This is a genomic window from Bdellovibrio sp. ZFWA1, assembly GCF_056175665.1.
The window spans coordinates 604,743-630,298 of sequence record NZ_JBJKJH010000002.1 but is presented as its reverse complement, the minus strand read 5'-3'; the positions used below and the strand labels follow the sequence as shown (position 1 = coordinate 630,298).

General features: G+C 44.0%; 26 protein-coding genes and 1 tRNA gene. 12 read left to right on the top strand and 15 right to left on the bottom strand.

The annotated features are described in order from the left end of the window. Positions 1-52: 52 nt before the first annotated feature. Both AC04MN_RS12485 and AC04MN_RS12480 read right to left on the bottom strand, forming a co-directional pair. Positions 53-1,390, bottom strand: a complete 1,338-nt coding sequence (locus AC04MN_RS12485; RefSeq protein ID WP_475383532.1) for a type IV secretory system conjugative DNA transfer family protein — start codon at positions 1,388-1,390, stop codon at positions 53-55. Then, positions 1,377-2,162 (bottom strand): hypothetical protein, encoded by a 786-nt coding sequence (locus AC04MN_RS12480; protein WP_475383531.1) that lies wholly within the window; start codon positions 2,160-2,162, stop codon positions 1,377-1,379. Before AC04MN_RS12480 ends, AC04MN_RS12485 begins: the two co-directional genes overlap by 14 nt. A 492-nt stretch (positions 2,163-2,654) precedes the next feature. Between AC04MN_RS12480 and AC04MN_RS12475 the strand changes: the two genes are divergently transcribed. Continuing rightward, positions 2,655-3,842 carry an ISL3 family transposase gene (locus tag AC04MN_RS12475; protein WP_475381257.1) on the top strand — a complete coding sequence of 396 codons (1,188 nt, stop codon included), beginning with the start codon at positions 2,655-2,657 and terminating at the stop codon, positions 3,840-3,842. 125 nt (positions 3,843-3,967) lie between these two features. Here AC04MN_RS12475 and AC04MN_RS12470 read toward each other — a convergent pair. The 3 genes from AC04MN_RS12470 to AC04MN_RS12460 all read right to left on the bottom strand — a co-directional run bounded on the left by AC04MN_RS12470 (position 3,968) and on the right by AC04MN_RS12460 (position 5,904). Beyond that, positions 3,968-4,043 (bottom strand) — tRNA-His (locus AC04MN_RS12470). A gap of 98 nt (positions 4,044-4,141) precedes the next feature. Further along, positions 4,142-5,113, bottom strand: a complete 972-nt coding sequence (locus AC04MN_RS12465; RefSeq protein WP_475383530.1) for a FecR family protein — start codon at positions 5,111-5,113, stop codon at positions 4,142-4,144. 2 nt (positions 5,114-5,115) lie between these two features. Then, entirely contained in the window at positions 5,116-5,904 is a 789-nt protein-coding gene (locus AC04MN_RS12460; RefSeq protein WP_475383529.1) for a glycosyltransferase family 2 protein, read from the bottom strand. A gap of 85 nt (positions 5,905-5,989) precedes the next feature. Between AC04MN_RS12460 and AC04MN_RS12455 the strand changes: the two genes are divergently transcribed. Together AC04MN_RS12455 and mreB are read left to right on the top strand one after the other, a co-directional pair. Beyond that, positions 5,990-6,601 carry a hypothetical protein gene (locus AC04MN_RS12455; protein WP_475383528.1) on the top strand — a complete coding sequence of 204 codons (612 nt, stop codon included), beginning with the start codon at positions 5,990-5,992 and terminating at the stop codon, positions 6,599-6,601. Between the two features lie 10 nt (positions 6,602-6,611). After that, positions 6,612-7,658 (top strand): rod shape-determining protein MreB, encoded by a 1,047-nt coding sequence (gene mreB, locus AC04MN_RS12450; RefSeq protein ID WP_475383527.1) that lies wholly within the window; start codon positions 6,612-6,614, stop codon positions 7,656-7,658. 26 nt (positions 7,659-7,684) lie between these two features. On the opposite strand, the gene AC04MN_RS12445 is transcribed toward mreB, so the two are convergent. Then, positions 7,685-8,668: an aminotransferase class IV gene (locus AC04MN_RS12445; RefSeq protein WP_475383526.1), complete on the bottom strand. Its 984-nt coding sequence runs from the start codon at positions 8,666-8,668 to the stop codon at positions 7,685-7,687. A gap of 85 nt (positions 8,669-8,753) precedes the next feature. Here AC04MN_RS12445 and AC04MN_RS12440 point away from each other — a divergent pair, with 85 nt between their 5' ends. The 4 genes from AC04MN_RS12440 (at position 8,754) to tsaA (ending at position 13,580) form a co-directional block, all read left to right on the top strand. Then, complete coding sequence (locus AC04MN_RS12440) at positions 8,754-9,767, top strand: carbonic anhydrase (RefSeq protein ID WP_475383525.1); 1,014 nt, start codon at positions 8,754-8,756, stop codon at positions 9,765-9,767. Between the two features lie 123 nt (positions 9,768-9,890). Then, on the top strand, positions 9,891-12,026 hold the full coding sequence (metG, locus tag AC04MN_RS12435) for a methionine--tRNA ligase (RefSeq protein ID WP_475383524.1): 2,136 nt from the start codon (positions 9,891-9,893) through the stop codon (positions 12,024-12,026). Beyond that, positions 12,026-12,823 carry an RNA methyltransferase gene (locus AC04MN_RS12430; protein WP_475383523.1) on the top strand — a complete coding sequence of 266 codons (798 nt, stop codon included), beginning with the start codon at positions 12,026-12,028 and terminating at the stop codon, positions 12,821-12,823. The genes metG and AC04MN_RS12430 overlap by 1 nt, the downstream gene beginning before the upstream one ends. After that, positions 12,813-13,580, top strand: a complete 768-nt coding sequence (gene tsaA, locus AC04MN_RS12425; protein WP_475383522.1) for a tRNA (N6-threonylcarbamoyladenosine(37)-N6)-methyltransferase TrmO — start codon at positions 12,813-12,815, stop codon at positions 13,578-13,580. The genes AC04MN_RS12430 and tsaA overlap by 11 nt, the downstream gene beginning before the upstream one ends. Positions 13,581-13,584: 4 nt before the next feature. Here tsaA and AC04MN_RS12420 read toward each other — a convergent pair whose 3' ends face one another. From AC04MN_RS12420 to AC04MN_RS12405, 4 genes are all read right to left on the bottom strand, one after another. Next, positions 13,585-13,869 carry a hypothetical protein gene (locus AC04MN_RS12420; protein ID WP_475383521.1) on the bottom strand — a complete coding sequence of 95 codons (285 nt, stop codon included), beginning with the start codon at positions 13,867-13,869 and terminating at the stop codon, positions 13,585-13,587. 67 nt (positions 13,870-13,936) lie between these two features. Then, the gene (locus AC04MN_RS12415; protein ID WP_475383520.1) at positions 13,937-15,166 is read right to left on the bottom strand and encodes an MFS transporter; all 1,230 of its coding nucleotides are present in this window, start codon (positions 15,164-15,166) and stop codon (positions 13,937-13,939) included. Beyond that, on the bottom strand, positions 15,150-15,536 hold the full coding sequence (locus AC04MN_RS12410; RefSeq protein WP_475383519.1) for a cysteine rich repeat-containing protein: 387 nt from the start codon (positions 15,534-15,536) through the stop codon (positions 15,150-15,152). The genes AC04MN_RS12415 and AC04MN_RS12410 overlap by 17 nt, the downstream gene beginning before the upstream one ends. Positions 15,537-15,652: 116 nt before the next feature. Then, positions 15,653-16,273, bottom strand: coding sequence for an exopolysaccharide biosynthesis protein (locus tag AC04MN_RS12405; RefSeq protein WP_475383518.1), 621 nt, complete (start codon positions 16,271-16,273; stop codon positions 15,653-15,655). A gap of 44 nt (positions 16,274-16,317) precedes the next feature. On the opposite strand from AC04MN_RS12405, the gene AC04MN_RS12400 reads away from it, so the two are divergent. Then, positions 16,318-17,028, top strand: coding sequence for a Rossmann-fold NAD(P)-binding domain-containing protein (locus AC04MN_RS12400; protein WP_475383517.1), 711 nt, complete (start codon positions 16,318-16,320; stop codon positions 17,026-17,028). A 111-nt stretch (positions 17,029-17,139) separates the two neighbouring features. Here the strand turns inward: AC04MN_RS12400 and AC04MN_RS12395 are convergent, their stop codons facing one another. After that, positions 17,140-19,206, bottom strand: coding sequence for a sodium-translocating pyrophosphatase (locus AC04MN_RS12395; protein ID WP_475383516.1), 2,067 nt, complete (start codon positions 19,204-19,206; stop codon positions 17,140-17,142). Between the two features lie 166 nt (positions 19,207-19,372). Here AC04MN_RS12395 and AC04MN_RS12390 point away from each other — a divergent pair, with 166 nt between their 5' ends. The 3 genes from AC04MN_RS12390 to AC04MN_RS12380 are packed head-to-tail and all read left to right on the top strand — an operon-like array spanning position 19,373 to position 20,886. Then, positions 19,373-19,924: an RNA polymerase sigma factor gene (locus tag AC04MN_RS12390; protein WP_475383515.1), complete on the top strand. Its 552-nt coding sequence runs from the start codon at positions 19,373-19,375 to the stop codon at positions 19,922-19,924. Positions 19,925-19,926: 2 nt separating this feature from the next. After that, a complete protein-coding gene (locus AC04MN_RS12385) occupies positions 19,927-20,454 on the top strand; it encodes a hypothetical protein (RefSeq protein ID WP_475383514.1) in 528 nt (175 codons plus the stop codon). Further along, entirely contained in the window at positions 20,455-20,886 is a 432-nt protein-coding gene (locus AC04MN_RS12380) for an LEA/WHy family protein (protein ID WP_475383513.1), read from the top strand. It abuts the gene before it with no gap. Here AC04MN_RS12380 and AC04MN_RS12375 read toward each other — a convergent pair. After that, positions 20,883-21,455 (bottom strand): hypothetical protein, encoded by a 573-nt coding sequence (locus AC04MN_RS12375; RefSeq protein ID WP_475383512.1) that lies wholly within the window; start codon positions 21,453-21,455, stop codon positions 20,883-20,885. The two genes, AC04MN_RS12380 and AC04MN_RS12375, sit on opposite strands and share 4 nt — an antisense overlap. Further along, positions 21,403-22,266: a metallophosphoesterase family protein gene (locus tag AC04MN_RS12370; RefSeq protein WP_475383511.1), complete on the bottom strand. Its 864-nt coding sequence runs from the start codon at positions 22,264-22,266 to the stop codon at positions 21,403-21,405. The genes AC04MN_RS12375 and AC04MN_RS12370 overlap by 53 nt, the downstream gene beginning before the upstream one ends. A gap of 118 nt (positions 22,267-22,384) precedes the next feature. On the opposite strand from AC04MN_RS12370, the gene AC04MN_RS12365 reads away from it, so the two are divergent. Continuing rightward, positions 22,385-22,903 carry a MarR family winged helix-turn-helix transcriptional regulator gene (locus AC04MN_RS12365; RefSeq protein WP_475383510.1) on the top strand — a complete coding sequence of 173 codons (519 nt, stop codon included), beginning with the start codon at positions 22,385-22,387 and terminating at the stop codon, positions 22,901-22,903. 10 nt (positions 22,904-22,913) lie between these two features. Here the strand turns inward: AC04MN_RS12365 and AC04MN_RS12360 are convergent, their stop codons facing one another. Together AC04MN_RS12360 and AC04MN_RS12355 are read right to left on the bottom strand one after the other, a co-directional pair. Further along, the gene (locus AC04MN_RS12360) at positions 22,914-24,380 is read right to left on the bottom strand and encodes a methyl-accepting chemotaxis protein (RefSeq protein WP_475383509.1); all 1,467 of its coding nucleotides are present in this window, start codon (positions 24,378-24,380) and stop codon (positions 22,914-22,916) included. 162 nt (positions 24,381-24,542) lie between these two features. Continuing rightward, a complete protein-coding gene (locus AC04MN_RS12355; RefSeq protein ID WP_475383508.1) occupies positions 24,543-25,556 on the bottom strand; it encodes a vWA domain-containing protein in 1,014 nt (337 codons plus the stop codon).

Below are 25,556 nucleotides of genomic sequence, written 5' to 3'. Positions count from 1 at the left end.
TCAACGACTTCACCTAATTACTGAAAAACCACCATATAAACGGTTGAAAATATTAATTTTCATGATTCACCGCCACTAGGTACGCTCTAGATTCTGGATACTTTTTCACTGATATACACTTCCCAACTTTTAGGGATTTAATTGTATTGGGGTGAATCACAAACTCCTCCACTTCCCTAAGCGACTTATTCCCCGTCGGAACATCCAGCCAAAGCATCTTTGAAGACTGCACCGTCTCCTTCCAAGCTTTGCGGGTTCCTGCCATCGCAGAGATCATCTCCGCACTCTCCGGACGCTTCTGAAGAAAGGCATACAAGGTTGATGTATTCCCCATCAGGCGGCCTGCAAACTCAGGGCTGATTCGCATCAAATCACATATCTCTTGGTGCGCAACAATAACCGACATTTTCGAACTTCTCGCACGATCCAGGAAACCAATGAAGTCTTCCTGGGCTAAGTCTGCGAACTCATCAATTATCACCGTGAACGGACGACGTTGCTCTTTCGGAACTTCGGCATCAACCTTTGCCGAAACCATTTTTAAATCTTGCAGGATAAATCGACCAACCGACTTCGCCGTCTCTCCATACCTGCGGGAATCCAAAAACACAAAAGCGATCTTTCCATTGGATACAGTATCGTACAAATTAATACCTGGATCTTCCGAAGTGATCATATCTCCGAAATCTGAAAGAACTAGCGACTCGATCTGAGTTCGTAACCCCTGAAGTGATTTATAGTTATCCTGGGAGTTCAGAAAGTTATAACACTCTTCCAACGCGGATTTCACCCTTCGCTCACTTTCCGGCACCTTCAGCGACAGACCTTCGACAAATTCAGGGTTGCTTGAAGCTTCAAGCACAGTTCCCAAGTGAAATCTGAATGACTGCTTGTCGCGGAGATAACAAAGACCAATCAGCATTTTTAAAAGGAAACTGGCAGACTGATTTTTATAAAACTCTTCCGACCAATTTAATGCCAACATGATTTTGTCGCGCAACTGCGTCGGCGTTCCGTCTTCAATCAAATTATAAGGAATAGATAACTTCTGGTCCGACAGTGAGAATATCTGCAGATCCTCAATTCGGTCGTTGTCGGCAACAAACTTTGAAAACTTCATGATCGTCTCTATGTCACCTTTCAGATCAATAAAGAGCAAACCATTCCCCTGCTGAATTCGTTGCTTGATTATATGAGAAAGCAAAACTGTCTTCCCATATCCTGATGCCCCAACAATATGAACGTGGTGATTAAGCTGACCTTCTGTCAGTTCCTCCTTGCGCCACAAGGAACCACTGACCTTGCCAAGGACAACGCGATCAGCAGAAGAAGGTTTAAGATTGCCACCGCCACCGGAAACCAAATCTTGAACGGCATTAAGCTTCTTCATGCTGAACCTCATCATTTCTAAAGAAGAAATCTTCAACGGTCACGACTTCAAAAAGCTCCCCATAGATCCGGGTCTCTTTAAGCAAAAACTTTACGACAGTATCTTTCGCGCAAACAAACTGAACCCGATCAAAAACCTTATGTTGCATATTGATTGAACGCATAAGTTGAACATATTTTTTGATTTTGTCTTGATAACGACTTTTCGCCTTCACAGCAATTTCAAGTTCAAAGGCAACTCGTACACCAGCCGGAGTTACATAAATGGCGTCGGGAATATATTGAACGGCCAGACCACCAGCTAATTCTGTCGAAGACTTTAGTTTACGATCTGAAATCCAAGAGTTTACTTTTCCCAAAGACTCGAGATGCAAGCGCGCCCGCAAAACGCCACGGTCATGCAAGAAGGTCCGCTGATCAAATCCCCCACTGGGTTTACTCACAAATTTCTCTGGGTTAAATTGCGACAACGCATAGTATGCTTTGAAGGTGGTAACGTAGTATCTCGTGCTTTCAGAAAAGGATCGCATCGACTTCAAAAAGTTTGCCTTTTCAAGTTGGCAAAGTCGCTTCCTCGCCCACTCCGAACTCTTTGCCGATTCATTGGACAAGGTTATCTTGAAAAACCTCTCGAACACCTCTTCCACGCCTGCGAATTTCATATCCATGATGAATTCTAAAATTTCAAAATCCCTCTCGGTTAATACAATATTCTTTGCCGAGGTTCGTTTTTCTGTAATCTCTGGGAATATCCCACTCAATGCTAATTGCACTCATTCCTCCCTAAAAAGTTTAAATCTGCCCGCCCTGTTGGTAGCCAATCTTTGGCTATTGGTTTTGCCTGCCTTGTGAGCTCCGCTGCTGACCACCTGATCTCGTAGAGAGCGGGTGGTCAGCAGGAATAAGGAGCGAGCAAGGCAAGCTAAACCAAGTCACCTCGCTGACTTACAGGGCGGGCCTTGTAACGCGGGCAACTTGGTCTTGGGATGTGCTTAGGGATGAGTGGTTTGTATCAAAAAAATCGTATAGCCAACGTATAGCCAGATATAGCCAAACAGGGTAATTCCCCGTAATTCGCTGTAACGGTACACGCGCGAAGAGACCCGTAAGTTATTGAAACCACTTGTTTTGAATTTTCAGCTATTTATGATTTTTGGGTCTTCACACTTCACTGTATAAAGCATTGAGTCAAAAAGAATAGGCATGGAACAGGATTCTTCATAAGATTTGTTTACCACAACACATCTTTTTCAGGAGCCTAGACCATGCCCACGGACTTCAACTTAGCCGATCAAATGCTATCTGAGGAACTAAAATTTTTGTCTTCAAGAGGTTTTCGCAACGGATATCTTTGGGAGGTTAAAAAAATAAGAGCTTCCTGCGAAGTTTGTCCCAAATGCGCTACACCATCGAATACTTTAGCTGGAAAAGCATTCAGCGTCGTCCGCGATGCGCCAATTAGAGAAAGGCCATTATGGCTGCGTATTGAAAAGCATCGGTACTATTGCAAGAACTGCCGCAAGCCCTTTACAGAGGCAGTAAAAGGTATTTGGCCACGCCGAAGAAGTACGGGACATTTTCGCAATGCCGTAGCCAAAGACTGCAAAAACTACGTGAATCTAGAATTAGTGCGAACGCATCACTCTTGCTCCAGTGGATTTATCTATAAGGTCCATTATGAGGCTCTGGCTGCGAAACTCAAAGATCGCGACGGAATGAAGTGGCCGGAAATATTGGGCATCGACGAACACTTTTTCACTCGTAGAAATGGTTATGCAGAGTTTGCAACGGTGTTCTGTGATCTAAAGAAGCGTCGGTTGTTTGAGATGTGCAAAGGTAAAGATGCGAAATCAATTTTCGAAGCTGTTGAACACTATCCAGGCCGAGACAATGTCAAAGTGGTAGTGATAGATTTGTCGAACGGATATTTAAGCATTGTGCGAAGACTCTTCCCAAACGCTAAAATTGTAGCCGATAAATTTCATGCTCTCCGGCTTCTAAATCCTGCAATGATGAAGTTGAGAAAACAAATTAACGGCAATAAGTTGGAGCTAAAACAACGTCGCCTAATCCTGAGAAATCGCGAAGACTTAAATTATACAGAAAAAAGAGATCTCGATAAGTTCCTCCACAAGCACCCCGATCTTGAGGAGTTGTATTGGTACAAAGAACGCCTGCGGCAGTTTTATAATTGTCGGAACCGACGCCAAGGGAGAAGAAATCTTGAGTGCTTTATTAATGACTTAAAAAACTCAAGCCAGTCAGCTGCCAATACTCTCGGAAGAACCCTCAGAAAGTGGCTGGAACCTTTAATTGGATACTTTGAAAATCGTTGGACAAATGGATTTACGGAGGCTACTAACGGGAACGCAAAGGCCCTCCAGAAGCGGGCCAGAGGGTTTAAAAACTTTGTAAACTATCGACTGAAAACCTTAAATGCTTGTTTTTATTGAATTGCGCTGAGTGATAAACAGTTAAATGAGAAGAGCCGCGCTGAGTGATAAACAGTTAAATGAGAAGAGCCGCGCTGAGTGATAAACAGTTAAATGAGAAGAGCCATTTTTTGAGAAGGGAAAAATGGGGTGACCGACGGGGCTTGAACCCGCGACACTCGGAATCACAATCCGATGCTCTACCAACTGAGCTACGGCCACCACTAGGAACTGTAACGTTCAAGGAGACATTGTTGTAAGACCACTCCCCGGAAAAAGCAAGGGGGATTTTTTAAAAATCCCCCGGAAATTGCAAATTCTTAGTAATCACAGGGGCCTACGGCCGAGGGGGACTTACATAAAATGCGTGCTTTTTCAGCAGGGACCTCGGTTTTTTCGGCCCACTCCCCGTTGGCGTTGCAGCGGACTCGTACGCAGGGAGCCCCGGCAACCGCTCCTTTTTTAGCAGCGGATTTTGCCCCCGAAAGCCATGCGCACTGATTGAACTTTCCCATCGGACTTTTACAGATATAGCCCTCGGCCAACAAACGGGCCTTTTCGGCAGCAACTTTGGCCGCCGCCTTTTTTACGGCCGCTTCCTTTTCTTTTTGAATGCGCTCGAATTCGCGAACCTCGTTGGGGTCAATACTCTCTAACGGCAACAGTTTTCCACGCGGAATCTTTTTTCCCTTTAACAAAACATCGTAGGCAATCGCCCCCTCCTCCAGAACTCCCTGAAAGCCGCTTTTTTGCCCCTTATTCACCACCACGGACTGCTCGGCATTCAAAGCCGAAAACTCTAACTTACCTTCAAAGACCTTCACCGTCGCCACACCCATATTAGGATCCATGGCTAAAGAGTATTCCCCAGCAGGCAAAATAAACTGAAATAAGTCCGAACTGATCGCCACATTGTAGGCCGCTCGATAAGGATAAGGAGTCCACCAACGAATCGAACCAAATTTTAAAATCAATAAGGGTGCCTGCTGAGACTCGTAACTGATCGAAGGAATTAACAACTCCGAACCCGGCATCACCCTGAACTGGCGATCCTCGTCCAACTGAACGGTGACATCAGCATCCTTTGCCGTCTGCAAAGTTGCCTTTTCAATAAGAGGCTCTTTCGCTATTGCACGCCTTTTTTCCCCATTCACCAAGGTCAACATCACATCGCCCGAAACCTCTTTAATAAAAGGATAACGTAAAGCCTTACTTGAGGTTTTTGTTTCAACCGCAAAAGATGAAATTACAAAAAACAAAGCGCATGAAAATAAAAAAACTCTTTTTACCATGACTATCCCTGCTTTCCTTTCAAGGCATCCCCTGCTTTACCCTGCAGCTTTTGCATCTCCCATAGCTTGGCCATTTTCAAAAACATGGAATACGCCGCCCCCACACTGATGATAAAGCCCGGCAAACCATCTAAGAATCCCAACTTAAAAACATAGGTCTCTAAAAACTTAAAGTGAGGCTTTACCAATAACTTTATTAATAAAAAGCGCTGACCTTTTTTATGTAATTGCTCGGCCCCGATACTTGAATACCGATCATTCGTCACCACCTGATGACTGATTCCCGTAAACACCCAATGCAAAATCGGCTTCTTGAATTTTGCCAAATGTTTTACTTCTACTTTTTCATGCAACTCTTCGGAATTCCAATTGGATTTTGATTTATTATAAAGTCTTAGTTGGCAATCAGGATACCATCCACCAAAACGAATCCAACGCCCCAAATGATAACTAAGACGCGGAAATCGATAACCCGTTTCTGCGTCCAATTCTGAAAAACGCGCGTAGATTTCTGATTGAAGTTCTGGCGAAAGCGCCTCGTCTGCATCTAAATTTAAGACCCAGTCGTTTTTAGCTAAACTTGTTGCAAAAGCTTTTTGCGGACCGAACCCCCGCCACTTTTCTTGGACGACATTAGCCCCTAACGACCGAGCCAGCTCGACAGTGCGGTCCGTCGAAAAGGAATCCACAACGACAATATCATCAGCAAAGGGCACCGATCGCAGGCAGCGCTCGATGTTCTTTTCCTCGTTCAAAGTGATCACAACTAAACTCAGGGGAAGCTTTTTCATAGAATTAGATTTTCTGGTTAAACGAGTGTCTTGTCAAACCTAAGTCTTGTCGCTAGCATATCAATAACACGGAAGGAATCTGTCGATGCGTTCAACGCTTTTAATTTCATTATTGGTTACTTTTTTTAGTCTTCAATCTTGGGCCTACCTCAGCATGGCTGAATCTGGCGAACTTGTGGAAGAGGGACTTTACCAAGTCGGTATCGAGCCTCAAATCTTCACAAATAACGGTGGCGGCACGAATTTAAATCTTCTTTTTGATGCGGGAATCAACGAGTCCACCAGCGCCCGATTAAGCCTTGGCGTCGGAGCCATCGACTTCAACGCTTTCGGCTCTGTAAAATATGTGCCCTTTCCTGATGTCGACAATCAACCTGCTATCGGCATTCGCCTGGGAGCTGGCTTCACTAAAGAAGGCAGCGAAAACATGCTCAATACACAAATAGCTCCACTTCTTTCTAAAAAGATCGAAGCCGATATGTTTGGCGTTTTCACACCTTACTTAGCAATCCCTATTACCTACGTGATTGCAAAACACGAAAACTACACAGCTAGCAATTTTGTCATCGGATCCGAAGTCAACGCTTCGGAAATCCCAGAACTTAAATTTGGTGGCGAACTTGGATTCGATATGAATCGCTCGTACTCCTATATTTCTTTATTTCTGACTTACCCATTTGAAGCCAAAGGTAGATAGGGTTTAATCGATGTTTAGCTGGTTATTTAATACCGATGATGTTTCAACTGGAGCAGACCTTTACGTGGATCTAGGCACCGCAAACACGGTGATCTCGGGGCGCGATAAGGGCATTATCTTGAATGAGCCTTCTTTGATTGCCTATCAAAAAAATGGTCCCGGTAAAAAGCGCGTGGTCGCAGTGGGCTTCGAGGCCATCGACCGCCTTTCCAAAAATCCAGGAAATATCTTTCCGCAAAAACCCATCCGCGATGGAGTTATTGCCGACTTTGAAACCACCGAAGTGATGCTTCGCCAGTTTCTATCTAAACCCGGCGTCAAGTCCGCCTTCCGCAAACCACGCGTGGTTGTTTCACTTCCCTACGGAGTCACTGAAGTTGAAAAGAAAGCCGTTATCAAATCTTGCAAATCTGCCGGAGCAAAATCGGTCTTTTTGATCGATGAACCCATGGCCGCGGCCATTGGCTCGGGCCTTCCTGTAAAAGCGGCCGCCGGCAGCATGGTGATCGACATCGGCGGAGGCACATCTGAAGTTGCCGTGATCGCCTTAGCAGACATCGTTTACTGCGAGGCTGTGCGTGTTGGTGGTCATAAAATTGATGATGACATTATCAGCTACCTAAAGCGTGTTAAAAAATTGGTAGTCCCAGACTTGGTCGCCGAGCAACTAAAACACGAACTAGGCACTGCGGTTCCTAAAAAAGATATTCGCTTCAAAGATGTCACCGGTCGCGATTACGATACAGGCTTAACAAAAACAATCGAGATCAGTTCGGAAGATATTGGCCTTGCAATGAATAACTGCATCCAAGAGATCATCAATGCCATCCATCGCGCTCTTGAACACACTCCACCAGAGCTTGTTTCCGATATTATTGAAAGTGGTATCGTGCTTGCTGGCGGAGGCGCCTTGATTCGCGACCTCGATATTCGTATTCAAAACGAAGTGCGCCTTCCCGTTCGCGTTGCCAAAGATCCTTTATTAGCTTTAGCCCGCGGCGGAGAAATCGTCCTGCGCGATCCCGATTTATTAGATAAAATCCAATTGGAAGTTTAATCAGATGAGGCAGCTCCTCTTCTGATTTAAACCACAGATGCTCCGTTCTGAAATTCTTGACGAAGCAACTGACAAAGCTCGAAGGCCACAGGGAATTTTTCTTTAAAACCACCCCCTGTGGTCTTTTCGTATCTACGCCCCTCGTACTGCTGCACTGGCAAAACATCCAAAGTTGTTCCAATCATCATCAATTCTTGCGCATCCAAAATCATTTGCTCGGTAATATCCCCCTGGGAAATGCCTTTGATTTTCCCCTGCTGCTGAAGTGATTTGGCCAAATCTAAGGCCAAGGTCATCGTTGTGCCCTTTAAAATTTGTTGCGGCTGGGGACGCATCAAAATTCCATCTTTGGTTAAGACCACCATATTCTCAGTTGAAGACTCTGTTAAAGCCCCTTGGCTATCAAAAGAGACTGTAAAATCCAATGATCGGTCTACAGATTCTTTTTTCATCATCACATTCGGAAGATAATTGCAGGATTTCACCGTCGCCATCCATGACTCTTTAGGTGGAACCTGACTTTTTCCAACCAACACACCCTGCTGATATTTTTCATCAGCGACTGGAACCCATTTTGTGATGATAATGTATAATTGGGGCGCAACAGAATCATAAGGATTTGTGGTAAACCCGCCAGGGCCTCGCGAAACAAACAAACGCACAAGCGCATCACTCGAGTTTGCTAGACGCAAACTCTGATGAATCTTCTCGCGAATCCCCGCCAAGCCCCCCAAAACCGTCAAATCCAGACCTAGAGCCCGAGCCGAGGCCTCGAGTCTTTGCAAATGAGGTTCTAATAAAAATATTTTACCGCCGATCACTTTGATGGCTTCAAATATCGCATCCCCGCGATGGACTTGATGATCATCAACCGGTACTAACATCAAGTGAGGCTCGCGAACAAAACCTCCGTACCAACTTGAATACATTAACAAATATGTGTTTTGTTGTTTGTATGACTTTTCTGCAAGCTTTTGAAGAATATCCTGAGAGCTTAAAATCTTTATCATGTCTTAAGTCTGCCACACTTGTTAGGCATTGACCAAGGCCAGTCAGAACTTCAAACTAATTTTGTTCTAACATTCAGGAGTCACTATGAAATCAATCTATCCAAAAAGCTTAGTCATCCTCTTGGCCATCTCTTTAGGTGCTTGTGCTGGTCTACGCCCTCAACGCAGCACCTACACTCAAACAACCAGCAACACGAGCGGAGTCACCACTGACTCAAAACCCCTAACACAGACTTCTGTCGAGCCTCAGGCCTTAGGCAAAACAGAAACATCAGATTCAACCAAGGCAGAATCGAAAACAGAGACTCCTGCACCAGCAAGTGCTGTTGATGTTCAATTGGTCGATGCTCAAGGAAAAAAATCCAACGCTCCAGCCGAAGCCACTTCCAACGACATCAAACCGATGACAAAAGTAGAAGTTCCGACTAACGAGGCTCACGATCACACACCCACCCATGTTGACGCTCACACTGATCCCCATGCCCACAGTGGTCGCCATGCCGGCCCAATCCCTGCGGAAAAAGCCTTGGGTTGGTTGAAAAATGGAAATACTCGTTATTTACGTCAAACTTTACGCAAAGATGGGCAAGGGCCTAACGATATTCGCCGTCTTGCAAGCGGACAGCAGCCTCATTCAATTGTTTTGTCTTGCTCGGACTCTCGGGTTCCACCTGAAGTTCTATTTGACCAAAAACTTGGAGAGATTTTCGTCGTTCGCACCGCCGGTGAAAGTTTAGATGCCATGGCAATTGCCTCTATCGAATATGCTGTCAGCCATTTAGGTTCAAACTTGATCGTGGTGATGGGTCATGAATCCTGCGGCGCTGTGAAGGCTGCCCACGGTACTTTTGGTGGTAAAGACGCGGGCTCTGAAGCACTGAATAAATTGGTGGCCGACATTCAGCCGCGCATCAAAGAATTCGAAGGACAGACTTTATCAAAAGGTGCTCTTTTAGAGGGGTGGGCCAACGTTAAAGGCGTTGCCAAGGACCTTTTAGAGCGCTCCGAGATCATTCGCCAAGCGGTTGCCACAGGCGAAGTGCGCATAGAGCAGGCAGTCTATCACCTCAGTGACGGCCACGTAGAGTGGGCTCAATAAAGACTTAATTGCGCGAATAAAAAGTTACCCAAAAAACACAATTTTAGATAAGATCAAGGGCTCTGAAACGAGCCCTTTTTCATTAGCAGGTCCTTTGTTTGCAGAATTCATCGGAGGTATCTTTTGTCTACATCTTTGAACACATCTTCACCTGCATCTGGTCGCAAGATAGTTATCACCGCCGCCCTTCCTTATGCGAATGGCTACATTCACCTTGGACACTTGGTTGAATATCTTCAAGCGGATTTTTGGTCTCGCTTTCAAAACATGCGCGGCAACGATTGCACTTACATTTGTGCTGACGATACTCACGGAACTCCGATCATGGTGAAAGCCCGCGAACTGGGCATTACTCCCGAATCCTTAATTGCGAAAAGCTGGGACGAGCACACTAATGACTTTGCTGGATTCCAAGTGAAGTTTTCACACTATGGATCAACCAACTCTGCAGAAAATAAAGAGTTATGTGAACAGTTTTACCACGCGATGAAAGCCAAAGGACATATTGCAGTTAAAGAAATTCAGCAGCTTTACTGCGAACACGACAAAATGTTTTTACCCGATCGCTTTGTAAAGGGCACCTGCCCTAAATGTGGAGCAAAAGATCAGTATGGTGACTCGTGTGATGTGTGTAGTGCGACGTATTCTCCAGCGGATCTTAAAGATACGGCCTGTGCTATTTGCGGATCGCATCCGGTGATGAAGCCGTCAGAGCATATCTTTTTTAAATTGAATGACTTTAAACAATACCTAACCGAGTGGCTTCCTCAACATACAGCACCTGAAATTTCTAAAAAAATGATGGAATGGTTTAACGAAGATCTTCGCGATTGGGATATTTCGCGGGATGAACCTTACTTTGGATTTGCAATTCCAGGCACTGAGGGTAAAAAGTTTTTCTATGTTTGGGTTGATGCACCAATGGGCTATATTTCATCAACCTACCAATGGTGCAAAAAAAATGGCTTGAAGCTTGAAGACTACTGGAAGAACCCAAATACCGAGATCTATCACTTTATCGGAAAAGATATCGTCTATTTCCACACTCTTTTCTGGCCGGCTCTATTAAAAAGCGCTGACTTTAGATCACCGAACCAAGTTTTTGTGCACGGTCACTTAATGGTGAATGGTGAAAAAATGTCCAAATCTAAAGGGACGTTTATTGCCGCACGCACATATTTAAATCACCTCAACCCAGAATACTTACGCTACTACTATGCCTCTAAGCTATCGAGTTCGGTTGACGATATTGATTTGAATCTAGAGGACTTTGTATTGCGAGTGAATAGCGATCTAGTAGGTAAGATCACAAATCTTGCTTCGCGTGGCGCTCAAATGCTGAATAAAAAATTAGATGGCGTTATGAGTTCGCCCGACGCTAATGGTTTGGACCTAATAAAATGGGCACAAGCGAAGGCCGAATCCATCGCGGCTCACTACGAAGCCCGCGACTTCGGTAAAGCCATGAATGAAATTCGCGAAATCGCGGATGCTGCGAACAAATATTTTGACGAAAAGGCACCGTGGAAAACGGTCGATACAGATCCTGTTGGAACAAAACAGGTTCTGACAACGACACTGAATTTATTCCGCATTATCGCCATTTTCCTAGAGCCGATCTTGCCAGAATACACTGCCAAAGTTGGCCGTTTATTTGGCCCCGAGTTTAGCAAGCTTTCAAACACCAACCGTAAATTAGGCTTCACCTATACCTGGAGTGATGCGCAACATGTGTTGGAAAATATCAAAATTGACGAGTACCAACACCTGATGGTGCGAATTGAAGCAGATAACGTCAAAGCCATGGTAGAAGAAAGTCGCAAGATAAACGAAGAGATCGCAGCCCAAAAGAAGGCGGCCCAAAAAGCCGCAGCCCCGGCGGCAGCGACCAACACAGCAAAGCCAGAAACAGCCAGCAATGAAAAAACACCGGAAATTGAGTTTGACGATTTCATGAAGGTTGATCTGCGAGTAGGTAAAGTGATCGAAGCTGAAGAAATCAAAGAGGCAGATAAATTATTACGTCTTAAAGTCGATATCGGTAATGGCGAGATCAAACAGATTATCGCAGGCATCAAGGCCGCATATTCACCGGAAAAACTTTTAGGCCGCCAAGTTTTAGTTTGCGTGAATTTAAAGCCTCGCAAAATGAAATTTGGAATGAGTGAAGGCATGGTCTTAGCTGCTGGCAATGGCGGCAGCGATCTTTTTGTGCTTTCGCCAGATGCTGGCGCACAAGTCGGTCAGCGAGTTAAATAATGTCTCAAAAATTAGCCCCGGATGATTTAAAAAAACTTGAGCTGTTGTGGACACACCTACGACAGCTCGAGAAGGACTGGGGCCATTCGGGGACAGAGACACCCTTTTTAACTACTGCAAAGATTGATAATTTAAAAAAGGAATTTTTGCAGTTTGAAGCTTCCGAACTATTTGAACTTAAGAAGATCTCTGAAATTCACAGACATTTAAAGCCAGAATTATCACTGAGCCAGTTCACACCCTTTCTTTTACCTATCGAGCGTTTGCTGAATAAAAATCTGATTGATCAAGATTTTTTAATTCAAAGTGAAGATAAAATACAAACTCAGCGCAAAACCTACCCTGTAACTCTTGTCCTTGATAATATTAGATCTTCGTTTAACGTGGGATCGATCTTAAGATCCGCAGAATGTTTGGGAGCCGAAAACGTCTACTTATGTGGCTACACGCCTTCTCCGGAAAACAGCAAAACATCAAAAGCTGCCATGGGGGTTGAATCTTATATTCCCTGGCAAAGCAGTCCAAATGCAATGCAGACCTTGCAAGATCTAAAAGTGCGAGGCTACAGAATTATCGCTCTTGAAACAACAACAGAAGCAACAGAGCTTTATACAGAGTTCTCTAAAAACCCTTGCGCATTTGTTTTGGGTAACGAGCGTTTTGGCTTAGGACCAGAAATTTTGCAGATCTGCGATGAAGTTCGAAAGATTCCCTTAGTCGGAGTGAAAAATAGTCTTAACGTAGGTGTGAGCGCAGCCATCGCGCTGAGTGAATGGAAAAGACAGTATGAGCGATAAATTAGAACTAACACCCATTGGCTACTTTCACTCTTTACAAACTCACACATACGATGCTGGACGCCAACCCGATGAAAATTCTTTTCCAGGATATATTGAGTTAGACAAGGGACATAATTTCGAGCAGGCCTTAACTGGTCTTAGCGATTTTTCACATATTTGGATATTGTTTCAGTTCCATCACAATGACAGCTGGAAACCCATGGTGCTTCCACCACGAGGCAGCAGCCAAAAAGTTGGTGTGTTTGCGACACGCTCCCCTTATCGGCCGAATTCCATCGGTATGAGTGCGGTCAAATTGGTTCGCATTGATGGACTTAAAATTCACGTGGGCCCCTCGGACTTATTAGACGGAACTCCGATTTTTGACATAAAACCATACCTCGCCTATTGCGATGCTATCACCGAGGCCAACGAAGGATGGATTCAGTCAAAAAAATACGGACTTCGTTACTCTCCCGCTGCAGAAGAAATGCTCGAGTTCCTAGAGAAAAATGGCCTGGTTCAAGTTCGCCCCTTTATCCAACATCAACTAGAGCACGAACCCACCGACTCCCGTCGCAAAAGAGTCAAAGAACTCAACGCAGGCCTTTGGGAGCTTGCCTACCGCACCTGGCGCATAAGCTTTATCTGTGACGAGCATCAGGTATCAATTTTATCGTTATACTCGGGCTATAGCCCCGAAGAGTTAGGTTCTTCCGAAGACCCTTATCAAGACAAAGACCTGCACAGGTCTTTCTGTGAAGAGTTTAAATAATTTCTTACCTGTTCGGAACTAGTCGAACTTCAAATTCGACGGACTCACTGGGGGTTGTCTCTATGGAAGCTTGCTTCGGTAAGTTTTGCGACCCTAGGGCGCGCAATAGCTTCCTGTGCAGTCTTTTCTCTGCAGCGTAGCCTTCCGTGACCAATGCAGCAAAAGCGTCTTTTTCGGAGTCCGTATTTGAAGCTTGAACTTGTTCGCCGTCTGCGTGACCTGCGAAGGCCTGATGACCTATTGAACTAGTTAAAATGACTGCTAAAACTGTTTGAATCACGAAGCGCATCCTGGCCTCCTGGCTCGTCCCTTCAATAGGACGTCTATCTATTGGATGCACCGACCCGGGTGCCGGGTTAAAAAGTGACCTTCTTTTTCTTTAAAGCCTCCATTGAAGCCAATGGACCTGCAAATAGTAAGCGGAAAAAGCCCCCCAGAAAAAATAAGACATAATAGGCCTTCATACTTTCGCCAAGACTCCACAGAATCCGTCCCCCAACAAAGGTGCCAATAATGATCGCCATTGAATTTATAAAATTGTAGAATGTCACGACCGGAACCTTTTCATCTTCCGCCAATTCATTAAAGAAGATCATCGAAAGCCCAACTTCAACGCAGGCCCAGGCCATCCCACTAATAAACTGCAAAAAGAAAATATAATAGTGATCAATAGAAAAAGCCCAAGCCATCGGAAGCGGAGCAATTGTCATCGCCCCAACTAAAAATAAACGCTGCCCCGAGATTTTTCCTTTTAGTCGGTTCACAACTTCCAGACTTAAAACTTTTCCAATAAATAGCGCCGCCACCGCAACCATAAATGTTCCATAGTCCATTTTGGCTTTAGCCAACATATATGGTGGCACAAACGGCGCCGTGATAAATACAGAAGCTTGAAAAGGAATTAATAATAAAAAGAACTTTCGCTTAATAGGATTTCGCCAAAAAATTTTCCATGACTGCCGAATTCCAATTTTGGGCGCCGACTCACTCCACTCTTTTTGATAGTGCTGTTTAGACAACAACAAGGATGAGGCCAATCGGCTGATAAAGGCCAAGACAAACAAGATAGAAAAAACCGACGTAAAGGGACCAAATCCCACTTTATTATGAAGAGCCACTCCCCCAAGCATCAGTCCAAATAAAATTCCAAATTGTGAAATCTGTGCCCGCTTGGCCAGGTAAACACTTCCCTGCTCGACCTGAACCAAACGCCCCATCCAATAATTCCAAGCCGGTCCCGCCGCAAAGCCCGAGGCCCAATACAAAGTCAGAACTAGAAATAACATCCAAAAATTCGGCGCTGATGTCAGAGTAAAGTAAACAAGCGGAACAAATGTCAACGCTTGCATCGTCGCTGAAGCCACCACCCAATTTTTATGCGTCTTTAATTTTTGTAATCCATGCGGCGTAAATAATTGCAATACAGCACCACTAACCAACGGCAAAGTCGCAAGCAGGCCAGCAAAAGTCTCTCCCATCCCCACTGATAAAGAGTAGGCCGGCAAATAAGTTTCGCCGACCCCAATCATTAACGAATAAAGAAAGGCGTCCAACAAAGAAAGTCGGAGACTATTTTCTTTTTCCACGCTGCTCCTTGATTTCAGCTTTGCAGGCGTCTGAAAGCTTTTCTTTATTTTCTTTCATGCACTTCATAATACGCCCTTTACCCTTCTCAATATGAGCACAGTGCGTTTCAACGTCGCCTTTGCAAGATTCAGAAATTTCTTTCATCATCTCTTTCATCTTTTCTTTCTTTTCGGCCATATGTGCTTTGCATCCAGCAGATAATTTGTCTTCATTATCTTTAAAGCACTTCATCATGCGTCCATCCCCGTGCTCAACATCCTTACACAATGTTTCGCGATCGGTTTTACAAGGTCCATCTTCTTTTGCATGGGATGTCACTGCAAGTGATGTCGCAACTAACATAGCTCCTAGTAGAAATATTTTTTTCATAGATCCTCCTTAGAAATCTCTGTTAAATAGCATGCCTTTATTCAATTGATTTGTGCAGGGCCGGTTAGCCTAGACCCAGACTAAAACTAGTTGAAGTTTTTAGAACTCAATTTTTTTTAAGAACCCCAAGTGCGAATGAAGATTTCCTGAGCAAAAAAGAAAAGACCCACAAAAAATGAAAGGGCTAAAACAGAGCAAATCCAAGACACTACCATCGCCCAACCGTCTTCTTCTAAATAGGCAAAGGCCATAATTAAAATCGGTATTGCTGGAATAGTATTAGACAAAGGTATTGGCATCGGCAACGCCAATAAAAAGGCACAGCCAATAAAAACCACAACATTCAAATTCCGAATCGTCTGGGACTGAAATAAGTGCTGAGCCCTTTTGCGTAGAAAACGACTTAAAAAATTCTGAATCTTGTAGGCTACTTCAATAATTTTTTCTACTTGCTGAGTGGTCAACTTAAGCTCTTCAAATTTTTTAGGTAATACCGGAGGACGGCGTTTATACAATTGCCACGCAACCACCATTTTGATAACGCTTAACGGTAGCGACAAACCAGGCAAAGGTAGAGGTTGAAGATATGGTAAACACAGAAAGATCAAAAGAAGGCTGTGACCATCTTGATCTAGTAAAGCAAAGATCTGTTTAAAACTGACAGGACCTTGTTTGGAAGCCTCACCAATTTTTAAAAGAGCAGAATGAAAATGACCTTGTCTATCGGATATGTTCACACAACAATAATCATAGATCCAAATCAAGTGTTCAAGGAGAATCCATGAAAGCGATCATTCTGGGAGCCACAGGTCTTGTTGGACGACAAATTCTGAAACAGCTTGAAGCCCTACCAGAGTGCTCGCACATCTTGACGATCACTCGACAACCTCTGTCGTCGTCAACAAAACACAGCAACTTAGTTCTTCAAGATCCTTTAATGGATGGCGAAAAAAATATTTTATTAAAACACCGGATCGATTTAATTGAAAAACTTCAATCCTTTGAACGTAACAAGACCGTCATTTTTTGCGCACTAGGAACGACTTTAAAAGTAGCCGGCAGTCGCTCTAAATTTTATGAAATCGACCACGATCTTGTCATGGCCTATGCCAATCTTTTCAAAAAATTAGAATTTCCTAGTTTCTGGCTTATTTCCGCAATGGGCGCCAACGTCAACTCATCGATTTTTTATAATCATGTTAAAGGCGAAACCGAATCTGACATTCAAGATTTGAAATTTCCCATTGCAGGAATAATTCGCCCCAGTCTTTTACTGGGAGATCGCAAAGAGTTTCGCACTGGAGAAAAATTTGCAACTTTACTCAGTCCATTTATTTCCCCGCTACTTATTGGCGGGCTTCAAAAAATTAAGCCGATCCACGATCACCAAGTGGCTCGCTTTATGATTCAAAAAAGTTTAAGTCTCCAAAAGCAGGGACAACAAGAACGGCCTCAATTTTTGATTTTTGAAAATGATCTGATTCACAAATAAAAAAGGAACCCGAGAGGGTTCCTTTTTTATTTGCACTTGCGTGCTTTTCGCCTGACGGCTACTGTCTAGCGATGGCCCGTGGGGCCATGCGCTTTTCGCGCGGCACGCGCGTTAACCGCCGATAGTTGCGATAAGTTGAGCGATCAACAAGGCAACAACGGACATTACTTTGATCAAGATGGCTACACCTGGACCAGAAGTGTCTTTGAATGGGTCACCAACAGTGTCACCGACAACAGCCGCTTTGTGAGCGTCTGAACCTTTTTTGTGACCTGGAAGATTTCCTTTTTCGATGTATTTCTTAGCGTTATCCCAAGCGCCACCAGCGTTAGCCATGAACAATGACATTGTTGCACCAACTGCTAATGAACCAGCAAGAAGACCTGCCAATGCTTGAGGACCCATCACGAATCCAACAACCACAGGAGCAAGAACCGCAATCACACCTGGCAAGATCATCTCACGAAGAGCTGCCTTCGTTGCGATATCAACGATTTTTGCTGGTTCTGGATCAGCTTTACCTTGAAGAAGACCTGGAATCTCTTTGAACTGACGAGCGATCTCTTTCACGATTTCTTGAGCGGCACGGCCCACAGAAGTCATTGTTGTTGAACCAACAAGGAATGGAAGAATCGCACCCAATAAGATACCAATCAATACGCCAGAAGATGCAAGATCCAATGACATTTTAGCAAGACCTGCTTTTTCACGAACGTGGTTTACTTCCATGTTGAACGCAGAGAAAAGCGCCACAACAGTGAGGATTGCAGAACCGATCGCGAAACCTTTACCAATAGCTGCAGTTGTATTACCAACAGCATCTAGTTCATCAGTGATCGCACGAACATCGGGTCCAAGACCTGACATTTCAGAGATACCACCAGCGTTGTCAGCGATAGGACCGTAAGCATCTACAGTCATAACAACTGCAGTACCAGCCAACATACCTACAGCTGCCAAAGCAATACCGTAAAGACCCAATGCTCTGTCAGCAACGAAAGCTGCGATCACAACAACCAAAGTTGGGATGGCTACAGATTCCATACCGACAGCCAAACCACGGATCACGTTTGTTCCAGCACCTGTCAATGAAGACTCAGCCACCAAACGGATTGGTTTTGCCGCTGTGTAGTACTCAGTGATCAAACCGATCAAAGCACCACCGAAAGCACCCGCAGCCAAAGCCACAGTCACACCTTGAGACATACCAAACATTGGCATCAAGATATAAGAAGCAACAGTCAAAAGAACTGGAGGGATGATCAATGCATTTCTAAGTACAGAAGCAGGTTGACCATTTTTCATCGCACGAGCTCCGAAGATCACGACGATAGAAATCACAAGACCCAAAGTTGAAAGCAACAATGGAGCTACAACCGCAGCCGTACGAGCTTGAGCCGCATCACCAGAAGAAACCAATGAAAGGATTTGTTCCGCAGGAATTGTCAAAGCAATCGCCATCGCAGAAACAATCGCAGCCACCATAGATTCATAGATGTCTGCACCCATACCAGCAACGTCACCCACGTTATCACCAACGTTATCGGCAACAACACCAGGGTTGCGTGGATCGTCTTCAGGAATACCTTCAATCACTTTACCAGCGATGTCAGCACCAACGTCAGCTGCTTTTGTATAGATACCACCACCGATACGCGCAAAAAGAGCGATCGAAGATGCACCCACTGCAAACGAGTGAAGAACTGTTCCAACAATTCCAGTGTCTTTGAACGCAAGGTAAAGAGCACCCATACCGATCAATGCAAGACCTGCCACAGACAGACCCATCACCGCACCACCGTCCAATGCAGTCAACAATGCTGCTGCTTTAGAACCTGTCGATGCCGCCTGAGTCGTGCGGACGTTTGCATATGTCGCAGCTTTCATTCCGAAGAATCCAGCTAGCAAAGATAAGAAAGCTCCAAGAACAAAGCTTCCCGCCGCTACAGCACCCAAAGCGTAAGCCAAAGCGGCTCCGACGATGATTGCGTAGACGAACAATACTTTATACTCACGTACGAGGAAGGCCATTGATCCTTCGCGAACGTACTGAGCGATACGATTCATGGTCTCGTTGCCCGCAGGTTGTGCCTTCACGCGAAGGTACAATGCCACAGCCACAACAAGTCCAACTACACCGGCGATCACCGGAGAGATTAGCAATGATTCGCTAAACATTCGTGTACTCCATTGTTGTTAATATCGTTAATTTACGAAGACTTAGGGTTAAAAAAAACCATGCAATTAGTCAATAAAGGTCAGCAATAACGCAGCGCCATTTATTACATTCGTATAAATAAGGAAAAACTACCCCAAAGCTCTAAAAATCTATAACTTCAATTCGATGCAAAAATCTTGGTCCGACTTTTCAGATGAAGATCTCCTTCTCGCTCTTATAGATGGCGACCGCCCGGCCTTGGATGAGCTCTTTTTGAGACATGGAGGCAAGGTGCTTTCTTTTGCACAAAAAAGAGGCTTTTCGCGGGACCTGAGTGAGGATGTTGTTCAAATCGTCTTTTTGCAACTTTGGCGAAAAAAACACCTGTATAAACCGGAATTTAAGGGCCTTGCCTGGATTTACGTTATCACCAAAAGCGAAATGCGCGACCTGTGGTTTAAAGAAAAACGCCATCAAATCGGAAAAGATGTCGATGATTTGTCACAAACCGTAAACTTGACACCTAATATTGATGAGACCCTGGCCGTCCACCAAGAAATCCAGACAGCTATGGGCCATTTAAAGTCCAAAGAACAACTGGTGCTTCAGATGAAGTGGATGGAAGAGATGGACTATCCAGAAATCGCCGAAAGACTGCAGGAAAGCGAAAGCAATATTCGGCAAATTGCCTCTCGGGGTATGAAGGCCCTGAGGAATTTTTTCGGAAAGGAGTCATAGAAATGTCTGAAAATAAAAATGATTTTAACGAATTTCTAGCGTCTTCAGAAAAAGGCTCTGCAAGCCACTCGCCCCGCCATTTAATTATTAAAGTTCAAGACAAAATCTCGGCAGAGCTTCCTTCTTTATTTGAAGTTTTCACCTTGCTTGGACTCGTTCATCTACTGGCCTCTGTTGTCTCTTTGGCGGCTTGTCCTCAGTTTGGGATTCGCTTGTTTTTCGAAGGACCGGCACTAGATCACTTTTTCATGCCCCTTGGACACGAGGCGTGTTTTTTCCTATGCGGCTTTTTTTACTTAGGGAGCTCTTTTATTTTTGCCAAGCTCGTCTTCCCAACTGATGCTTGGATCGTGTTAAAGAAGTCTCGGTTCATCTCGGTCACAGCTTTAGGACTCCTTTCAATGGGGACGTTAAGCATGATCGGCCACGCCCTGAGCTTCGAGCTTTCATTAATTTGGTTTTTTGGGGCCTATCTTGGAGCCTGGTTGCCATTTAAATTGCAAAACCTTAGATCACTACGGAATACCTAAATGCTTCGAGTTTGCCTACTTGCTTTAATGATGAGTCTCAGTTCTTGTGCTTCATTTTCGGCCCTGAAAGAGCCTCGGCTGGAAATTAAGTCTGTGCAGCTTTCTCAGATTCAACTCTCTGGAGGCGAAATTGAAATCACCTGTGAAGTTGACAACCCAAATTCTAAAGAACTTCGCATTAAAAATATCGACTATCAATTAGCTCTTAATGAAAAAAGTCTGTTCAAGGACCGTATTACAAAAGAATACGTACTTAAGCCCAACGCCAAAACAATAGTAAGCATTCCCCTTCGGTTTTCGATGAACCAAATAAAAGATGGAATCGAAATTCTTTCTCAAGGTCGCCTCATTAAATACGAGGTCATCGGAAAAGCCGATGTCGGCATCTTTACCCTTCCCTTCACACAAAAAGGCGAATGGAAGTTGTTTTAAATAAACCAACGCAGCCCAAAGCCCGATGCCCAGATATATTTTTCTTTTTGAAGTTCTTCATTATTAAAAGCTGCAATCGCCCACTGATCTAAAAGCCCACTATGAATATAAACTTGAATACTCTTAAAGTGAAAATGACTCTCTAGCATGAATACCGAGCGATAGCGAGTCTGTGCATAATAATAGCGTTCGGGATACTGAGAAGGCGAAGAAACATAACCTCGCTCATCAAGCCATCGGGACACCTGCACCCCAATCCCTACAATGTTGGTTGTAAATCTTTTGTCCAATATACGACTACTAAGTATGAATGGCGAATATACGTATTTAAAATTTATCTGTTCTACATTTTTCTCGGAGACTCCTAACGTCCAGCCGTATCCCAGCTCGGATTGATGACGCCCATTAGAAGATAGATACCCCACTCCAACTTGTTTCTCACCCCCATAGGAACCACTCCCCAGCTGCATTTGCCAGCGACCAGAGTCCGCGTAATGACTTTGTGCAAAGACATCGCTACTGAAGAACCACAGACTGATCAGCACCAAAATAATAACTTTGGGATTCACAACGGCCTCCTTGACAGTTTTCAACTTTGATTTTTTCAGGTTCAACGATCAAATGGTGGTACTGTTCTCCTTGCACTCGAGCAAAAGACTGCAACAGGGTCTTTTTATAAAAAGTTGTCGTATTCACATGGATGTGCCCGAAGAAAACCGCATTCACTTTGCCGGTATCTAGAATGGATTTAAATCTTTCAAGATATGCCTGGTCAAAATACTCGATATTAAATGGATTGACGTGTTGAAATATCAGGACAGGATAAGGGCTTTGTTGAACTTGCAACTCAAGCCAATTCAAATCAATGCCTTCTTTTATAAAATCCAAACGATTGTTGTTGAAGAAAATCCACCGTACACCCGAATAATCAAATGCATAATTCGACGAACCAAATATCCGACGATAAATTGATTTACCACTTCCAACACTGTCGTGATTCCCAATCACTGAAAAAAGTGGCTTTTTTAAAGGACTGATAGAATATAAAAAGGCATCGTACTCGACAGCTAAGCCCAAGTCTGTCATGTCACCTAGGTTGATAACGAACTTCGAAGGATCCCCCTGAATTCTTTGCGCCACCTTTTTTAGATCTGAATAATTCGCATGAGAGTCTGTAAACAAAGAAACGGCGACGGGTTCATTTTGTTTTGCCTGTATAAAGGTCGCTTCATTAGATATTATCGGAGAAATAATATTTGCAGGTATCTCGGCATGGGTTTGTTCACCAAAGGCTGTGTTTCTGACCGGCCCACATCCGAGTAAAACCTGGGTGATAAGAATTGCGATCAAGGAAATTAGCATTATTGTTAGCTGCTTCATTGTAAGGCTCCTAACAATAATCTAACATATAGCTAGGTTCCTTACAATATGCCAACATATAATAAGGCAAATGACAAATAGATGAAAATGAGCTATTCTTAAGACATGGAGGCCCTAAATGGAAAACAAACCATGTAAAAACAGTAACTTAGATGGATTTATTGATAAAATAAACCAGAACTTCCTTAATTTAAATGGCCCCCATTTAAAGCTACTGAAATCGATGTTCATCTTCATTGATCAAATTGAGACCCTTCGCAAAGCCGACCTTCAAAAACACGGCTTTTCAGAAGGTCGCATGATGGTCCTTATAACCCTATGGTTTCACCAACATAAAATGAACTCAAGTGAAGTGGCCCAGCATATTGGAGTCACCCGAGCAACGATGACTGGATTGGTAGATGGACTCGAAAAAGACTCTTACATCCAAAAGGTCCACTGCAAAGAGGACCGACGCGTCCAGTACCTTGAACTGACGGATAAAGGACATCAATTTTTAAACACCATTATTCCAGAACATTTTGGTTGCTGGAAAAACTTTACCCAAGAACTGGATAATAAAGACGCTGAAGAGATGAGTCTCTTATTCGACAAATTGTTTTCTGTAATGAAGACATCTTTCGACTGCAAGAATTAAAGAAGGCGGCCTAGGCCGCCTTCTTTAATTCTCCTCCAGAACTTCCGACAAGTTGCAAGAGACTCTCTGAGGCTTCTCGAATTTCCTGGGACTGAATATTTAATGCCCCCAACGTCTGTGAATTTTCAGCTGCCAACTTCGCATTAGTCTGAGTCACTCGATCCATTTCCATTATCGCGGTGGTAATCTGCGCGAACCCATCACTTTGCTCTTTAGAAGCCTGGGCCACTTCTGTGACTATGTTATCTACTTGACGATTTTTCTCTAATATTTGCTCAAAGCCCTTCATCACTTTTTGTGAAAGCTCAACACCTTGAGAACTCCGCTCTAAGGCACTTTGAATTTTTTGAGCTGTTTCTTTTGCAGCATCTGCCGAACGCTGAGCCAGATTGCGCACTTCATTAGCAACGACCGCAAAGCCTTTTCCCTGCTCTCCTGCCCTTGCCGCCTCGACTGCTGCATTGAGTGCCAACAAATTCGTTTGGAATGCGATATCGTCAATCGTATTCATAATAACCGAGATCTCATTGGATGATTGCTGAATTGCATCCATTGCCCGCTTCATTTGTTCCATTTCCCGGGCTCCGGCTTCGGCCACCAAACGCGCCTCGTTCGAGGCTTGTTTTCCAGCATCTGCATTTTGGGCATTCATTTTTGTCATACTGGTTAACTCTTCAATGGAGGCACCGATTTCTTCGATCGAGGCTGCCTGCTTCGCTGCACCTTCTGAAAGGGACAAACTAGATCTGGAAATTACCTGAGAGACATCAGCAATCTGCTCTGAAGAGACGTCCAGCTGACTTGTGACTAATCTTAAAGGTGGCACAATCGAACGAACAATCAAATAAGCCATGAAGGCCGCCAAACTAATCCCCACCCCCGCAAGAATGTACATCAAACGCTCGAAGCCGTGAGCAATATCACGTGCCGTTTTGGATTCTTGAACATTAGCGGCTTCCTGATAATCAATAAACTTATTAATGCGCCCAAGCCATGTTTTAAACAAGGGCTTTGCCGTTCCCATCAATAGATCATGAGCCTCTTTACCTTGCCCATCACGATATAATTTTACTACATTTTGAATCACGGGAAGTGTTTCGGCTTCTATGGCCTTGATATCGGCCAAAAGTTTCTTCTCGGTATCCGTAACTTCGGCGCCTAAAAAGATCTTATCTAATGGCCCCGCGGACTCTTTGTAAAAATCTTCGAGCGTCTTAATTTCAGCTATAGCTTTTTCGGACTCTTCCTTAGAGGCCCCTAAGACCACATCACGAAGACTGATTGCTCGATCATGAACACTGCCTCTGAAGTTAATAGCATAACGCTGCTTTACTGAATTCACATCGTTAATAACTGCTAAACTGTGATCGACCGAATTGACCCTTTGCACCCCAACGACAATTAAGACTGCCATAATTACAGGAGCAATCGAAAACCCCAGCACTAAACGAGCTTGAACACCGTAACTCTTAGACATACAACACCTCGCAGATGGGTATAGAGATCGGCATCACAATTTAAATTGTGTAATAGATAAAGCCTATTCATATATTCCAAATTCCAATATGGAGACCTAAATAAAAAAGCTGCCATATGACAGCTTTTTTTATTTAAAAGATAATTTCAATTCGAAAAGATCTTATTTTTCTGATTCATATTGAGCGGCTTCAAAATAAACCTGAACTTTAGTTCCAGCCGGTTGCTGAGACCACTGAATATCATCACCAAGGACTATCGCATTTTTAGAAGGGTCAAAAGACCAGCCATTCTTATAGCCCGGGGGAATAATCTGACTTCCGTAAGTGACTTTAATTGTCGAAACAACAGGAGCCCGATTCAAATAAATAACTCCCCCAACATACTTCGCAATATCTTTAGACAAATCCGCAAGCTTTGTACCAAACGCAGAATCACAAAGATTCATAACGTTTTTACCAGCATTGATTGGCATCGCTAAAAAATTCTCGATACGACTTGGAAAATTCATGTCATCGCGGGAACAATTTGATACTGCAGAGGGAACAATAACACCATAAGCTAGGACCTTATCCTTGTTGGCCTTTAAATTCGTTAAGAAATTAAAAGTAGACGTCGCATCGTAGTCTTCACTTTGATCTTCAGCATCTGTGATGAAAATCACAGCCAAGTGCGCATCTTGCCTATAGAACCCAGCATTGAATCCTGTAATCAACGGCGCAGAAAGAGCGGCAACAACAGGGTCAAAGCTTTTTTCTTGCCAATCTCCACTTGTACCAAGTCCTAAGATATTGGACGCAATGGTCTGAAGACCATTGGGAGTCAATCGATTTACAAAACGAACCTGCCCTTGCAAGCGTCCTGAGTGGTAGTTATCCGACATATCCGTCGACACTACGCCAACGTTGTAATCAATTTGCATCGTTGCAGAAAATGACTGAACGAATTGATTAATGTTTGCGGCTAGATTGTTTTGGTGCGACCCCATCGAGCCCGAGTTATCGATGACAAATAAAATATCAACCTTAGGAGTAAAGGTGAAAGCATCAGAATCTGTGCTTACTTTGTCATTGCGTACCTCCGGCTTCGGTATCAACTTTGGAGTCTCTGGAGAGCACGCCATCATTGATGATGCAAAAACCGCTAGTAAACATGTTTTAAAAATACTTTGAACCAT

Excerpts from the sequence above, each read along its gene's own strand:
- AC04MN_RS12445 (WP_475383526.1), bottom strand. The coding sequence starts at position 8,668 with ATGATAAAGATTTTAAGCTCTCAGGATATTCTTCAAAAGCTTGCAGAA.
- AC04MN_RS12465 (WP_475383530.1), bottom strand. The coding sequence starts at position 5,113 with ATGGTAAAAAGAGTTTTTTTATTTTCATGCGCTTTGTTTTTTGTAATT.
- AC04MN_RS12360 (WP_475383509.1), bottom strand. The coding sequence starts at position 24,380 with ATGTCTAAGAGTTACGGTGTTCAAGCTCGTTTAGTGCTGGGGTTTTCG.
- AC04MN_RS12485 (WP_475383532.1), bottom strand. The coding sequence starts at position 1,390 with ATGAAGAAGCTTAATGCCGTTCAAGATTTGGTTTCCGGTGGCGGTGGC.
- AC04MN_RS12455 (WP_475383528.1), top strand. The coding sequence starts at position 5,990 with ATGCGTTCAACGCTTTTAATTTCATTATTGGTTACTTTTTTTAGTCTT.
- AC04MN_RS12410 (WP_475383519.1), bottom strand. The coding sequence starts at position 15,536 with ATGAAAAAAATATTTCTACTAGGAGCTATGTTAGTTGCGACATCACTT.
- AC04MN_RS12365 (WP_475383510.1), top strand. The coding sequence starts at position 22,385 with ATGGAAAACAAACCATGTAAAAACAGTAACTTAGATGGATTTATTGAT.
- AC04MN_RS12355 (WP_475383508.1), bottom strand. The coding sequence starts at position 25,556 with ATGGTTCAAAGTATTTTTAAAACATGTTTACTAGCGGTTTTTGCATCA.
- AC04MN_RS12390 (WP_475383515.1), top strand. The coding sequence starts at position 19,373 with ATGCAAAAATCTTGGTCCGACTTTTCAGATGAAGATCTCCTTCTCGCT.
- AC04MN_RS12395 (WP_475383516.1), bottom strand. The coding sequence starts at position 19,206 with ATGTTTAGCGAATCATTGCTAATCTCTCCGGTGATCGCCGGTGTAGTT.
- AC04MN_RS12380 (WP_475383513.1), top strand. The coding sequence starts at position 20,455 with ATGCTTCGAGTTTGCCTACTTGCTTTAATGATGAGTCTCAGTTCTTGT.
- AC04MN_RS12475 (WP_475381257.1), top strand. The coding sequence starts at position 2,655 with ATGCCCACGGACTTCAACTTAGCCGATCAAATGCTATCTGAGGAACTA.
- AC04MN_RS12430 (WP_475383523.1), top strand. The coding sequence starts at position 12,026 with ATGTCTCAAAAATTAGCCCCGGATGATTTAAAAAAACTTGAGCTGTTG.
- AC04MN_RS12460 (WP_475383529.1), bottom strand. The coding sequence starts at position 5,904 with ATGAAAAAGCTTCCCCTGAGTTTAGTTGTGATCACTTTGAACGAGGAA.
- tsaA (WP_475383522.1), top strand. The coding sequence starts at position 12,813 with ATGAGCGATAAATTAGAACTAACACCCATTGGCTACTTTCACTCTTTA.
- AC04MN_RS12400 (WP_475383517.1), top strand. The coding sequence starts at position 16,318 with ATGAAAGCGATCATTCTGGGAGCCACAGGTCTTGTTGGACGACAAATT.
- AC04MN_RS12440 (WP_475383525.1), top strand. The coding sequence starts at position 8,754 with ATGAAATCAATCTATCCAAAAAGCTTAGTCATCCTCTTGGCCATCTCT.
- AC04MN_RS12385 (WP_475383514.1), top strand. The coding sequence starts at position 19,927 with ATGTCTGAAAATAAAAATGATTTTAACGAATTTCTAGCGTCTTCAGAA.
- AC04MN_RS12370 (WP_475383511.1), bottom strand. The coding sequence starts at position 22,266 with ATGAAGCAGCTAACAATAATGCTAATTTCCTTGATCGCAATTCTTATC.
- AC04MN_RS12420 (WP_475383521.1), bottom strand. The coding sequence starts at position 13,869 with ATGCGCTTCGTGATTCAAACAGTTTTAGCAGTCATTTTAACTAGTTCA.
- mreB (WP_475383527.1), top strand. The coding sequence starts at position 6,612 with ATGTTTAGCTGGTTATTTAATACCGATGATGTTTCAACTGGAGCAGAC.